Source organism: Roseovarius confluentis, from assembly GCF_002917925.1.
Classification (GTDB): domain Bacteria; phylum Pseudomonadota; class Alphaproteobacteria; order Rhodobacterales; family Rhodobacteraceae; genus Roseovarius; species Roseovarius confluentis.
This window is the reverse complement of record NZ_PPFE01000001.1, coordinates 638,722-651,843: the sequence shown is the minus strand read 5'-3', so window position 1 is coordinate 651,843 and position 13,122 is coordinate 638,722. Positions and strand designations below refer to the sequence as shown.

Genomic DNA, 13,122 nt, shown 5'->3' with positions numbered 1-13,122 from the left:
GCCGGCGCGGCGGGATTGACGGCGTTCCGGGGTGGGCCTATAAATGAACAAGTGTTCAATAAATGCCGGGAGGGGTGCATATGTTCGACGCGGTGATGAAGTTCGACCTAGGCGAGGACGTGCATGCCCTGCGCGACATGGTGCATCGCTGGGCGCAGGAGCGGGTGAAGCCGCTGGCCGCCGAGATCGACCGGACGAACGATTTTCCCTCCGAGCTGTGGACCGAGATGGGTGAGTTGGGCCTGTTGGGAATCACCGTGCCGGAGGAGCATGGCGGTGTCGGGATGGGATACCTTGCGCATGTGGTCGCGGTCGAAGAGGTGGCGCGGGCCTCGGCCAGCGTGTCGCTGTCCTATGGCGCGCATTCCAACCTGTGCGTGAACCAGATCAAGCTGAATGGCAGCGATGCGCAGCGGGCGAAATACCTGCCCGGGCTGATTTCGGGCGAGCATGTGGGCGCGCTGGCCATGTCCGAGGCGGGCGCGGGCAGTGACGTGGTGTCGATGAGCCTTCGGGCGGAAATGCGCAACGATCACTATCGCCTGAACGGCAGCAAGTACTGGATCACCAACGGACCGGATGCCGATACGCTGGTGGTCTATGCCAAGACCGAGCCCGAGGCCGGGGCCAAGGGAATCACCGCGTTCCTGATCGAGAAGGCGATGACCGGGTTCACGACCAGCGCGCATTTCGACAAGCTGGGGATGCGCGGCTCGAACACGGCGGAGCTGATCTTCGAAGACGTGGAAGTGCCGTTCGAGAACGTGCTGGGCGAGGAAGGCAAGGGGGTGAAGGTGCTGATGTCGGGCCTGGACTACGAGCGCGTTGTGCTGGCCGGGATCGGGTTGGGCATCATGGCGGCCTGCCTGGACGAGATCATGCCCTACATGGCCGAGCGCAAGCAGTTCGGGCAGCCCATCGGGAATTTCCAGCTGATGCAGGGCAAGATCGCGGACATGTACACGGCGATGAATTCGGCCCGGGCCTATGTCTACGAGGTGGCCAAGGCGTGTGACCGGGGCGAGGTGACGCGGCAGGATGCGGCGGCCTGCTGTCTTTACGCCAGCGAGCAGGCGATGGTGCAGGCGCACCAGGCGGTGCAGGCGATGGGGGGCGCGGGCTTTCTGAACGATGCGGCCGTGGCGCGGATTTTCCGGGATGCCAAGCTGATGGAGATCGGGGCGGGCACGTCCGAGATCAGGCGGATGCTGATCGGGCGCGAGTTGATGGGGGCGATGGCGTAGGCCATGCGGTTCGGGCGCGCTCCGTGGTTTTTCATCCCGCTTCTGGCGCTTGTCTGCCTGGGCGCGGTGGTCGCGCTGCTGCTGGGCGGACGGTCTGTGACCACGACCGAAACTGCGGTGATCGAGGCGGTGGCGGATCGCTACGTGGCCGAGACCGGGGCCGCGCGAACCGATTGCCACGCGACGCCGGCGCAGTCGGCCGGGCTGTGGCTGGTGGTGACCTGTGCGGGCGCGGACGGCGGACGGGTAGAGTATTTCATCGATCGGTTCGGCGATGTGACCGACCGGAAAGAGATGAAGGGAGGCGTGTAAGGTGCTGGAGCATAAAGATTATGATGCATTGAAGGCCACGTTTTCCTGGAGCCTTCCGGCGCGGCTGAACATGGCGGCGCAGGTCTGTGACGACTGGGCCGATACCGAGCCGGACCGGGTGGCGATCAAGGATCTGGCAGAAATGGGTCGGGACCTGACCTATGGCGATCTGCGGGACATGGCGGACCGGCTGGCGCATGTGCTGGTGGCGAAAGGCGTCGCGCGGGGCGACCGGGTGGGCGTGCTGCGCAGCCAGGGGGGATGGTGCGCCGCCGCGCATATCGCGATCTGGAAGATCGGGGCGGTGTCCATTCCGTTGTTCAAGCTATTCCGGGAGGACGCGCTGACCAGCCGGGTGCGGGACGCGGGCGCGAAGATCGTCGTCACCGACGCGGAAGGTATTGATATGCTTTCGGTTGTGGCGGAGGTGGAGGCCTTCGTGCCGGAACATGCGGACCTGCCGGATGCGGGTGCCTTCGAGACCGCCGAGACCGGGCCGGACGACCCCGCCGTGCTGATCTATACCAGTGGCACGACCGGCAGCCCCAAGGGCGCGCTGCACGGGCACCGAGTGCTGACAGGGCATTTGCCGGGGGTGGAGATGCCGCATGATTTCCTGGGACAGCACGAAGGGGATTGCCTGTGGACGCCCGCCGACTGGGCGTGGATTGGCGGGCTGTTCAATATCCTGATGCCGGGGCTGTGCCTGGGTGTGCCGGTGGTGGCGGCGCGCATGCCGAAATTCGATGTCGAAGAGTGCGTGAAGATAATCCGGCAGGGCGCTGTTCGAAATATATTTTTTCCGCCCACCGCCTTGCGGATGCTGAAGGCCGCCGCCGCGCGGATCGACGGGCTTCGCACGGTTGCCAGCGGGGGCGAGCCGTTGGGCGCGGAGATGCTGGACTGGGGGCGGCGGGCGTTTGGTCTGACGATCAACGAGTTTTACGGACAGACCGAGTGCAACCTTGTGGCGGCAAGCTGCCAGAGCCTGTTCGACCCGAAACCGGGCTGCATCGGCAAGGTGGTGCCGGGGCACGAGTTGGCGGTGCTGGACCGCGACGGAGAGCCCACGCAGGATGAGGGCGATGTGGCCGTTAAGCGCGGCTCGGCCAGCATGATGTTGGAATACTGGAACCGGCCCGAGCAGACGGCGGAGAAGTTTCGCGGCGACTGGATGCTGACCGGCGACCGGGGCGTGTGGGACGGAGACTTCCTGCGGTTCGTGGGGCGCGAGGATGACGTGATCACCAGTTCCGGCTATCGGATCGGGCCGGCGGAGATCGAGGATTGCCTTTTGACCCATGACGCGGTGGCGACGGTGGGAGTGGTGGGCAAGCCCGACGCCCTGCGTACCGAGATCGTGAAGGCCTATGTGGTGGTGCGGGACGGAGTGACGGCGGATGACGCCTTGGCCGAGGCGTTGAAAACCCATGTGAAAGAACGGCTTGCGGGGTATTCCTATCCCAGGGAGGTGACGTTCCTGGATGCGCTGCCGATGACGGTGACGGGCAAGGTCATTCGCAAGGAACTGAAGGCACGGGCCGTGGCGGAAACGGAGGAAGAGGCATGATTGGACGCAGTATTGCGATTGTCCTGATAGCGGCAGGCGCCGCGCAGGCGCAGGACCCGAGCGTGAACGAAAACACGGTCGCGGCGTGTTTCGACAGCGCCCCGCGGGAGGCGGGCGTGCCGGGCTGCGTGGCCGATGCGGCCAACCAGTGCCAGGCGCAGCCGGGCGGGTCCTCGACCATCGGCATTGTTGCGTGCCTGCAAGCCGAGACGGCGGTGTGGGACAGGTTCTTGAACCGGGAATACAAGGCGACGCGGGCGCAGGTCGATCAGTTCGATTCCGGTCAACCGCCTGTTTCAGAGGCACTTTTGACGGCGCAGCGGGCGTGGATCGCCTTTCGCGACGCCGAATGCAGCCTGGCCTATGAGCGCAACCGGGGCGGCACAATCCGGTCGGTCGCGGCGGCGTCCTGCCTGATGCGGATGACGGCGCAGCGGTCGCTGGAACTGCGCGATATGCGCGGAGGTCTGTAGGAATGGCGTGGCGGCGCAACCTGATCCTGCCGCTGGCGCAGGTGGCCCTGTGGCCCGCCATGGCGATGGCCGAGGAGGCGCCGCTGCCGGATTTCGAGACCTGCCTGCGCGGCGAGATCCTGCGCTATGAGCAGGCGGTCGATGCCTTTGCGCCGACCCCGGCGGAGAAGGCGGGCTATCCGCTGGCCAATGTGAACGGGGTGGAGTTTTGCGGCACGATCGGGATCGTGATCTGCGACCGGTCCGAGGAACCGCTGGGCTGTCAGAAGGCGCTGGCGGTGGAGCAGGATATCTGGCGGGCGCGGGTGCTGACCGAGTTGCCGGAGCCGAAAGACGCGGAAGGCGCGGAGGTGGAAAAACCTTTTGCAGACGTGCTTTACGAGCAGCTCTTCCACTTGGCGCATGGCATGTCGGCGGGGCAGGATTGTGCCGGGCACAGCCCGCGGATGGAGATGTGGTGCCGGGCGCGCGAGGCCAACGGGCGGCTGCGCGCCGCGGTGATCGCGTGGCAGGTGGCGCGGCACCAGGACATGGTGCCGCCTGCCTTCGAGGCGGGCTGGATCGCCGCGCCCGACCCGGTGCGGCCACGGTCGAGGCCGGAAGAATGACCCGGGTGATGCTTGCCGCATACGAAAACGGGGCCGGCCCGAAGGCCCGCCCCGCCTGTGTCCGGGTTCGCCGGAACGGTTCAGAACGTGTGGACGTAGGACACGCCGAAGACCCACGGATTGATCTTGGCCTTGCCGATGTCCACGCCGTTCAGTTTCACGTCGCTTTCGATGTTCATCCAACGCACGTCTGTCCGCAGGGCACCATGCTCGGAGACCTTGTAATCAAGGCCCGCGTGCAGGGCGAGTCCCCAGCTGTCGTCGAGGTCGAGGCTGTTGCCGACGAGCGGGCCGACGGCCTTGTCCTCGGTGAAGGTGGTATAGTTGATGCCCGCGCCGATGAAGGGTGTGACGTTGCCTTTGTTGGTGAAGTGATATTGCAGCGAGAGCGTGGGCGGCAGGTGCTTGACCTCGCCGATCTTGACGCCGCCGGAGTCAATGTCATGGGCGAAGGGCCAGGCGGCCAGAAGTTCGATCCCGAGGTTGTCGGCGATGAAGTATTCGCCGGTCAGCGAGAGCGAGTAGCCGTTTTCGACGCTGATCGGCGTCGGGCCGGCGAGCACGCCGTTTCCGCTTTCGGGGATGACGCCGGCGAGGCCGACGCCGAGAGAGACGTCGCCACGCTCCTGCGCGAAGGCCGGAACCGCGCCGGCGACGAGTGCTGCGAGTGCGAGGGCGGTGAGATGTTTCATGGTCTTTCCACTTCTGAGTTGTTTGAGCGGAAGATGACGCGGGCCGGGCTAAACCGCCTTGATGTATGTCAAAATCGCAGCGAGTTCGCGGGGCGTTGCAAATATGTCACTGTGTTTTGCGGTGCAGCGGGGGCGCGGCCCCAACAGATGAGTGCGAAAGGAGTGGCGGGATGAAGATTTCCTCTCAGATTCTGACCGGATCGGCGGAATTCCAGGCCAACCGGAAGGCGCATCTGGACGCGCTGGCGGTGGTGGAAGAGGCCGCGCGCGCCGCGGCCGAAGGTGGCGGCGAGGCCGCGCGGGAGCGCCACAAGAGCCGAGGCAAGATGCCGCCAAGGGAACGGGTGGCGAACCTGCTGGACCCGGGCAGCCCGTTCCTGGAGGTGGGCGCGGTGGCCGCACATGGGCTTTACGACGGGGCGGCGCCCTGTGCCGGGGTGATCGCGGGCGTGGGGCGCGTGCAGGGCCGCGACTGCATGGTGGTGTGCAACGACGCCACGGTGAAGGGTGGCACGTATTACCCGATGACGGTGAAAAAGCACCTGCGGGCGCAGGAGATCGCCGAGGAATGCCGCTTGCCTTGCATCTACCTGGTGGATTCGGGCGGGGCGAACCTGCCCAACCAGGACGAGGTGTTTCCGGACCGGGATCATTTCGGGCGGATTTTCTACAACCAGGCGCGGATGAGCGCGAAGGGGATTGCGCAGATCGCTGTCGTCATGGGGTCGTGCACGGCAGGCGGGGCGTATGTGCCCGCGATGAGCGACGTGACGATCATCGTGCGGGACCAGGGGACGATTTTCCTGGCAGGGCCGCCGCTGGTGAAGGCGGCGACGGGCGAGGACGTGACCGCCGAGGACCTGGGCGGCGGGGATGTGCATACGCGGCTGAGCGGCGTGGCGGATTACCTGGCCGAGGATGATGCGCATGCGCTGGCCTTGGCGCGGCGGGCCGTGGGGTCGTTGGGGGGTGGGGTGTCACCCACCCTACGGATGGAGGCGCCGGAGGAGCCGGCCTATGACCCCGAGGAGATATTGGGCGTGGTGCCGGGGGATCTGCGCACGCCCTATGACATCCGCGAAGTGATCGCGCGGCTGGTGGATGGCAGCCGGTTCGACGAGTTCAAGGCGCGGTTCGGCGAGACGCTGGTCACCGGGTTTGCCCATGTCGAGGGCTGTCCGGTGGGGATTGTCGCCAACAACGGCGTGCTGTTTTCCGAAGCCGCTCAGAAAGGCGCGCATTTCATCGAGCTGTGCAGCCAGCGCAAAGTGCCGCTGGTGTTCCTGCAGAACATCACCGGGTTCATGGTGGGCCGCCGGTACGAGAACGAGGGGATCGCGCGGCACGGAGCCAAGATGGTGACGGCCGTGGCGACGACGAGCGTGCCCAAGGTGACGATGCTGGTGGGCGGGTCGTTCGGCGCCGGGAATTACGGCATGGCGGGGCGGGCCTATCAGCCGCGGTTCCTGTGGACCTGGCCGAATTCGCGGATATCCGTGATGGGCGGCGCGCAGGCGGCGGGCGTGCTGGCCACGGTGAAGCGTGACGCGATCGAGCGCAAGGGCGGGACCTGGAGCGCCGACGAGGAGGCGGCGTTCAAGCAGCCGACGATCGACATGTTCGAGGCGCAGAGCCATCCGCTTTATGCCAGCGCACGGCTTTGGGATGACGGGATCATTGATCCGAGGAAATCGCGGCAGGTCTTGTCGCTGAGCTTGCGGGCGGCGCTGAACGCGCCGGTGGAGGAGACGCGGTTTGGCCTGTTTCGGATGTGAGGCGCGCGGGTATCGGGCGGCGCGCGTGTGGCGGCGTCGGAGTTTGAGTGTTTTGGGAACGATGAATGTGGGCGTGGGGCGCGGATGCGCCTCCGGGCCCGGATGTGACGGAGGCGGGAGCCATGTTTGACACGATCCTGATTGCCAACCGGGGCGAGATCGCCTGCCGCGTGATGGAGACGGCGCGGGCCATGGGGGTGCGCTGTGTCGCAGTCTATTCCGATGCCGACCGGGCGGCGCGGCATGTGGCGCTGGCGGATGCCGCTGTGCATATCGGCGGGGCGGCGCCGGCGGAGAGCTACCTGGATGGCGCGCGGATCATCGAAGCGGCAAGGGCAACGGGGGCGCAGGCGATCCATCCGGGCTATGGCTTTTTGAGCGAGAACCCGGATTTCGTGGAGGCGGTCGAGGCGGCGGGGCTGGTCTTTATCGGGCCGTCGGCCAAGGCGATCCGGGCGATGGGGCTGAAGGATGCGGCCAAGGCGTTGATGCACGAGGCCGGGGTGCCGGTGGTGCCGGGCTATCATGGCGAGGATCAGGATCCGGGGGTCCTGGCCGAAAAGGCCGGGGAGATCGGATATCCGGTGCTGATCAAGGCCGTGGCGGGCGGCGGCGGCAAGGGGATGCGGCTGGTAGAGGAGGCCAAGAGCTTTGCCGAAGCGCTGGAGAGTGCAAAAGCCGAAGCGAAGACGGCCTTTGGCAACGCCGCTGTCCTGATCGAGAAGTATATCCAGCAGCCGCGGCATATCGAGGTGCAGGTCTTTGGCGACGGGCAGAGCGCCGTGCATCTTTTCGAGCGGGATTGCTCGTTGCAGCGACGGCACCAGAAGGTCATCGAGGAGGCGCCAGCGCCGGGGATGACCGAGGAGGTGCGCGAGGCCATGGGCGCGGCGGCGGTGCGTGCGGCGGAGGCGATCGGCTATGCCGGGGCGGGGACGGTGGAGTTCATCGTGGACGGTGCGGATGGGCTGCGCAGCGACGGCTTTTGGTTCATGGAGATGAACACCCGGCTGCAGGTGGAGCATCCGGTGACGGAAGAGATCACCGGCGTCGACCTGGTGGAGTGGCAGTTGCGCGTGGCCGCGGGCGAGGGGCTGCCGAAGCGGCAGGAGGACCTGTCGATCAATGGCCATGCGTTCGAGGCGCGGCTCTATGCGGAGGACGTGCCAAAAGGGTTTCTGCCTGCGACGGGGTGCTTGCGGCACCTGGTGTTTCCCGAGGGGGCGCGGGCGGATACCGGGGTTCGGGCGGGGGACGAGATCAGCCCGCATTACGACCCGATGATTGCCAAGCTGACGACGCATGGGCCGACGCGGGCGGTGGCGTTGCAGCGGCTGGGCGCTGCGCTGGAAGCCACGCAGGTGGCAGGGACGGTGACGAACCTGGCTTTCCTGGGGGCGCTGGCGCGGCACGACGCGTTTGGCCGCGGCGAGGTGGATACCGGGCTGATCGCACGGGACCTGGAGGCGTTGAGCGCGGCGCCGGAGGTGAGTGATGCCACTGTGGCGCTGGCGGCGTTGGCGAGCCTTGGCCTGTTGGACGGTGGCGGGGCGGCGACCGGGTTTGTCCTGTGGCAGCCTTTGCGGCGGAGCGTGGTGCTGCGGCGCGAGGGGGAGGAGGTGCAGGCAAAGGTGCAAAGCCTGTCCGCGGAGGCGCATGACGTGGAGGTCGGCGACAGGCGGGTCGCGGCGCGGCGCGTGGGCGGGCGCTGGCAGCTGGACGGGGCGCTGGCGCCGGAGGTGGCGGTGACGGGCGACCTGGTGACGGTCTTTGCGGGCTACGGGATCGGGTTCGACATCCTCGACCCGCTGGAGCGGGGCGAGTTTGCCGCAGGCGACGCCAGCGTGATCGAGGCGCCGATGCCCGGCATGGTCAAGGCTGTCTTTGCCGAAGCCGGGCAGGAAGTGGCCAAGGGCGACCGGCTGGCCGTGCTGGAAGCGATGAAGATGGAGCACAGCCTGCTGGCCCCGCGCGACGGGGTGGTGGCCGAGGTGCTGGCCGATGCGGGCACACAGGTGGAGGCCGGGGCGGCGCTGATCCGGCTGGAGGAGGACGCGGAGGCGGCGGCGTGACGGATGGTTTGCGGCTGACGGGCTATCACTTTGGCGTCTGTATGCGCAGCGTGCGGATGGGGTTGGCGGCGAAGGGGTTGACGCATGACTTTGACGAGGGTGATCCTTTTGGAGAAGGCGCCGAGGCTTTGACCCGGCTGCAAACGTTTGGCCGGAGTCCCGTGTTGGAGGCGAGGGCGCTCCGGCGCTTTGGAGCTGGCACAATGGCACCTGTGGCCGATGCTGGATTATTTTGACATGGTGCCGGGCAGGGAGGAGAGGATCGCCGCAGGATCCGCGTTGGCGGCGTGGTGCGGCTGGATGCAAACCTGCCCCGCGGCGCAAGCGACGCGTCCGGTGCTGACCAAGGAGACGATGGCGTGATTGTCCTGCACCATGTGCCGCAAAGCCGCTCGATGCGGGTGTTGTGGCTGCTGAACGAGTTGGAAGGCGTCGAGTTTCGCGTGGTGACCCATGCGTTCGACAAGAGCCTGCGCCAGCCGGAATTCCTGAGCCTGTCGCCGGCGGGGCGTGTGCCCGCGCTGGAGATCGAGGGCGAGCGGATGTTCGAATCGGGCGCGATGTTGGAATACCTGTGCGAGAAGTTCCCGGAACGCGGGATGGGGCGGATGCCCGGCGACATGGACCGGATGGCCTATCTGGTCTGGTTGAATTTCGCCGAGACGGTGAGCCAGCATGTCGCGATCCTGACCCAGCAGCATATCGCGCTGCGCGAGGATCACATGCGCAGCCCGACGGTGATGCAGCTGGAGGCGGCGCGGCTGCGCAAATGCTATGGCGCGATCGAGGCGCGGCTGAGCACGCCGGTGGAGAACCGCGATTACCTGCTGACCGGGGGCTATTCGGCCTGCGATATCGCCGTGGGGCAGGCGGTGTACATGGCGCAGCATTTCGCCACGCTGGACGGCTTTCCCGAGACGGCGAAATGGTACGAAAGGCTGACCGAGCGGGCGGCGTTCCAGGCGGCGCTGCCCGAGGAGAGCGGCGCGCGGATATACGAGCAGGCGTTCTATGCGGCGCCGGAGGAGGACGCGGGTGTCTGAACGGGTCGAGATCTTCGAGGTCGGGCCGCGCGACGGGTTGCAGAACGAAAAGCGCGAGATATCCGTGGCCGAGAAGGTGGCGCTGATCGACTGCCTGAGCGGCGCGGGGTTTTCCCGGATCGAGGTGGCGAGTTTCGTCAGCCCCAAATGGGTGCCGCAGATGGCCGGCTCGGCCGAGGTGCTGGCGGGGATCACCCGTGTGCCGGGGGTGAGCTATGCCGCGCTGACGCCCAACATGCGTGGTTTCCAGGATGCGATGGCGGCGGCGGCGAACGAGGTGGCGATCTTCGGGTCCGCCTCGGAAGGGTTTTCCAAGGCCAATATCAACGCCACGATCGAGGAGAGCCTGGAGCGCTTTGCCCCGGTGGCCGAGGCCGCGCGGGAGGTGGGCGTGCCTTTGCGCGGCTATGTCTCCTGCGTGACGGATTGCCCTTATGATGGGCGCGTTGCGCCCGACCAGGTGGCCGAGGTGGCGGGGCGGCTTTACGAGATGGGGTGTTACGAGATCAGCCTGGGCGACACGGTCGGGCAGGGCACGCCGGAGAGCATCGGCGCCATGCTGCGGGCGGTGACGCAGGTGGTGCCGGCGGAGAAGCTGGCGGGGCATTACCATGATACCGCAGGCCGGGCGCTGGACAATATCGAGATGTCGCTGCAACACGGGGTACGCGTGTTCGACGCCGCCGTCGGAGGGCTGGGGGGCTGTCCCTATGCGCCGGGGGCCAAGGGGAACGTGGCGACCGAAAAGGTACATAACCGGCTGGTGTCGCTGGGATACGACACGGGGCTGGACCGGGATGTTCTGGCGCGGGCGGCGGAGATGGCGCGCGCGATGCGGACCGGGTGACAAGAATTTTCGAAAATTCTTGTCAAAATTCTTGGAAGAATTTTGGCGCGGGGAGAGGACGGATGTACGAAACGGTGAGGATCGAGCGGGACGACCGCGGCGTGGCGACGCTCTGGCTGGATCGGGCGGAGAAGCACAACGCTTTGTCTGCGCGGATGATCGCAGAGCTGCACGCGGCCGCACAGACGCTGGGCGCGGACGAGAGTGTGCGCGTGGTGGTGATGGCCGCGGAAGGCAAGACATTCTGTGCCGGGGGCGACCTTGGCTGGATGCGCGACCAGTTCGCGGCCGATCCCGAGACGCGGGCCGCGGAGGCGGGCAAGCTGGCCTACATGTTGCAGGCGCTCAACACGCTGCCCAAGCCGCTGATCGCGCGGGTGCATGGCAACGCGTTCGGCGGCGGGCTGGGCATGATCTCGGTCTGTGACGTCGCGGTGGGCGCGGACAGCGTGCAGATGGCGTGCACGGAGACGCGGCTGGGGCTAATCCCGGCCACCATCGGGCCTTATGTCGCGGCGCGGACTGGCGAGGCGAAGGCGCGCCGGTTTTTCATGTCGGGGCGGCGGTTCGATGCCGCCGAAGCGGTCCGGCTGGACCTTTTGGCCCGCGCGGTGCCGCAGGATGCGCTGGATCAGGCCATCGAGGAAGAGGTTGCGCCCTACCTGGACTGCGCGCCAGAGGCCGTGTCGCAGGCCAAGAGCCTGTTGCGTCGGTTGGGGCCGAAGATCGACACGGACGTGATCGGCGACACGATCGAGGCGCTCAGCGCCTGTTGGGCGGGCGCGGAGGCGCAGGCCGGTATCTCGGCGTTTTTCGACAAGCGGGAGCCGCCTTGGCGCGGCGGTGACTGACCGGCGGAAATACCGCCGAATTTAACGAAAAATCAACTTTTCTGCCGCCTTCTGAGCCCCGTGGGGCCGGAAAGGACGGTTATGAAGCGCATTCTGCAACGTCTCGGAGCTTTGGAAACGGCGATGCTGTGCGTCGCGCTGTGCTGGTTCTCGGCTGGTTTCGCCGCGGCCGAGGAGGGTATTTACGCGACGGCGGACGGCCGATTGCGCGCCGATCTGCGCTATTCCGAACGGATTTTCGACCGCCAGAACGACGTGACCAACAAGGTGGCGCGAATTCTGCGGGCGCGGGCCAAAGGACAGGTGCCGGAGGGATCGCTTACCTTTGGCGGGCGGCTGATCGCCACGCAGATTTCCGAGCGCACGGACACGCCCGGCAAGTTTCCCATCCTGTCGCGCCTGCCGCCGACGCATACGCGCGGCACGTCCGACAGCTATGGCGTGATCAACGAGATCTCGCTCAATGCCACGCTGGCGCTGCCGTGGGTGACGGGCTTTGTACAGGGCGAGTTCACCGAGGTCGAATATCCCGGGCAGGACGATGTGCAGCTGCGCAAGTACATGGTAATTTTCGGGGATCTGAACCGGTCGCCCTTTTACCTGGCGGTCGGGCGCAAGACGTTGAGTTTCGGTAATTTTGCCAGCTACGCACCGTTCACCCACACCCATTCCAGCCATTATTTCTGGGCCCAGAGCGAAGACCCGGTGATCGAACTGGGGTATGTCACCGACCGGTCCGAGTTCAGTTTTACCCTGATTCCGGCGCATCGCGGCAACCGGGTGATCAGCAGCCCGAGGAACGATGGCGCGCTGTCGAATTTCACGTTGAACGGATCGCATCGGTTCGGAACCGCGCCGGGACATGACCTGACGGTCGGGGGCGGCTTTTTACGCGGGTCGATCTATGACAGCACCATCGCGCATCACCCGCCGGGGCGGGGGATCAATCGCTTCTGGAACGAGCTGTGGGACGTCAACCTGACCTGGAGCGGGCCGCGATTCGACGTGCAGGCGGAGTTCACGCGCTCGATGCATGGCTGGCCCGCGACGGGGCACCACGTGCAGGCGACGACGCTGCAGGCGCGGTGGCACCGCGAACTGGCCGGCAACCCGATCACCTGGTCGGTTTCCGCCAGCCGGGGGGTGCAGGGCACCGACGGCACCGAATGGGAACGGATGGAGCAGGTGATCCTGGGCGTCGAGTACGAGGCCACGCGGCATGTCACGCTGGGGGCGGAGTACATGTACAACGCAGGCTTTGTGCCGCTGATCCTGCCGACAATCACCGGCGACAGGTCGGTTGAGTCGCACACGCTGATCGCCGGGCTGAAGCTGACGTTCTGACCGGGGCAGGCTGAAGGGGCGCGCGGCGCAGAGCGGTATGCGTCGCGATCCGGGCCTGTTTGTGCCCCCGAAGTGCCGGGGCGTTTCGCGCGCGAACCGGGACGCGTCAATTTGTCTGGTACACCAGAAACCACCTATTACCGATACAGCAGCGTATTCGCGGAATTTTTGGCGTCGAAGGGCGCGCGAAATCACGTCTCGCTTGGTTGACCCTGCCCCGGGGCAGCGGTAAACCCTCACGAGTACTGTACGCCAATCTTATGCGCGGTCCGCCTTGATGGCACGGCGCGC

Annotated in this window: 13 protein-coding genes; 12 read left to right on the top strand and 1 reads right to left on the bottom strand. The window is 66.4% G+C overall.

The genetic code is table 11. The annotated features are described in order from the left end of the window. Positions 1 to 80: 80 nt before the first annotated feature. From C2I35_RS03145 to C2I35_RS03125, 5 genes are read left to right on the top strand one after another with little or no spacing between them, the layout of a single operon-like run. Entirely contained in the window at positions 81 to 1,244 is a 1,164-nt protein-coding gene (locus tag C2I35_RS03145; protein WP_103761536.1) for an isovaleryl-CoA dehydrogenase, read from the top strand. 3 nt (positions 1,245 to 1,247) lie between these two features. Further along, on the top strand, positions 1,248 to 1,556 hold the full coding sequence (locus C2I35_RS03140; RefSeq protein ID WP_103761535.1) for a hypothetical protein: 309 nt from the start codon (positions 1,248 to 1,250) through the stop codon (positions 1,554 to 1,556). 1 nt (position 1,557) lies between these two features. Further along, on the top strand, positions 1,558 to 3,126 hold the full coding sequence (locus tag C2I35_RS03135; RefSeq protein ID WP_245890374.1) for an AMP-binding protein: 1,569 nt from the start codon (positions 1,558 to 1,560) through the stop codon (positions 3,124 to 3,126). Then, the gene (locus C2I35_RS03130; RefSeq protein WP_103761534.1) at positions 3,123 to 3,599 is read left to right on the top strand and encodes a lysozyme inhibitor LprI family protein; all 477 of its coding nucleotides are present in this window, start codon (positions 3,123 to 3,125) and stop codon (positions 3,597 to 3,599) included. Before C2I35_RS03135 ends, C2I35_RS03130 begins: the two co-directional genes overlap by 4 nt. Positions 3,600 to 3,601: 2 nt before the next feature. Then, on the top strand, positions 3,602 to 4,207 hold the full coding sequence (locus C2I35_RS03125; RefSeq protein ID WP_103761533.1) for a hypothetical protein: 606 nt from the start codon (positions 3,602 to 3,604) through the stop codon (positions 4,205 to 4,207). An 80-nt stretch (positions 4,208 to 4,287) separates the two neighbouring features. On the opposite strand, the gene C2I35_RS03120 is transcribed toward C2I35_RS03125, so the two are convergent. After that, positions 4,288 to 4,899 carry an OmpW/AlkL family protein gene (locus C2I35_RS03120; protein WP_103761532.1) on the bottom strand — a complete coding sequence of 204 codons (612 nt, stop codon included), beginning with the start codon at positions 4,897 to 4,899 and terminating at the stop codon, positions 4,288 to 4,290. Positions 4,900 to 5,069: 170 nt separating this feature from the next. On the opposite strand from C2I35_RS03120, the gene C2I35_RS03115 reads away from it, so the two are divergent. From C2I35_RS03115 to C2I35_RS03085, 7 genes are all read left to right on the top strand, one after another. Next, a complete protein-coding gene (locus C2I35_RS03115; protein ID WP_103761531.1) occupies positions 5,070 to 6,674 on the top strand; it encodes a carboxyl transferase domain-containing protein in 1,605 nt (534 codons plus the stop codon). 122 nt (positions 6,675 to 6,796) lie between these two features. Further along, the gene (locus C2I35_RS03110) at positions 6,797 to 8,746 is read left to right on the top strand and encodes an ATP-binding protein (protein ID WP_103761888.1); all 1,950 of its coding nucleotides are present in this window, start codon (positions 6,797 to 6,799) and stop codon (positions 8,744 to 8,746) included. Between the two features lie 219 nt (positions 8,747 to 8,965). Continuing rightward, entirely contained in the window at positions 8,966 to 9,109 is a 144-nt protein-coding gene (locus C2I35_RS22065; RefSeq protein WP_170067102.1) for a hypothetical protein, read from the top strand. Next, positions 9,106 to 9,789 (top strand): glutathione S-transferase family protein, encoded by a 684-nt coding sequence (locus tag C2I35_RS03100; protein ID WP_103761887.1) that lies wholly within the window; start codon positions 9,106 to 9,108, stop codon positions 9,787 to 9,789. The genes C2I35_RS22065 and C2I35_RS03100 overlap by 4 nt, the downstream gene beginning before the upstream one ends. Beyond that, complete coding sequence (locus C2I35_RS03095; RefSeq protein WP_103761529.1) at positions 9,782 to 10,636, top strand: hydroxymethylglutaryl-CoA lyase; 855 nt, start codon at positions 9,782 to 9,784, stop codon at positions 10,634 to 10,636. The genes C2I35_RS03100 and C2I35_RS03095 overlap by 8 nt, the downstream gene beginning before the upstream one ends. A gap of 62 nt (positions 10,637 to 10,698) precedes the next feature. Continuing rightward, complete coding sequence (locus C2I35_RS03090) at positions 10,699 to 11,487, top strand: crotonase/enoyl-CoA hydratase family protein (RefSeq protein WP_103761528.1); 789 nt, start codon at positions 10,699 to 10,701, stop codon at positions 11,485 to 11,487. A gap of 81 nt (positions 11,488 to 11,568) precedes the next feature. Next, positions 11,569 to 12,831: a hypothetical protein gene (locus C2I35_RS03085; protein ID WP_103761527.1), complete on the top strand. Its 1,263-nt coding sequence runs from the start codon at positions 11,569 to 11,571 to the stop codon at positions 12,829 to 12,831. The last annotated feature ends 291 nt before the right edge of the window (positions 12,832 to 13,122 follow it).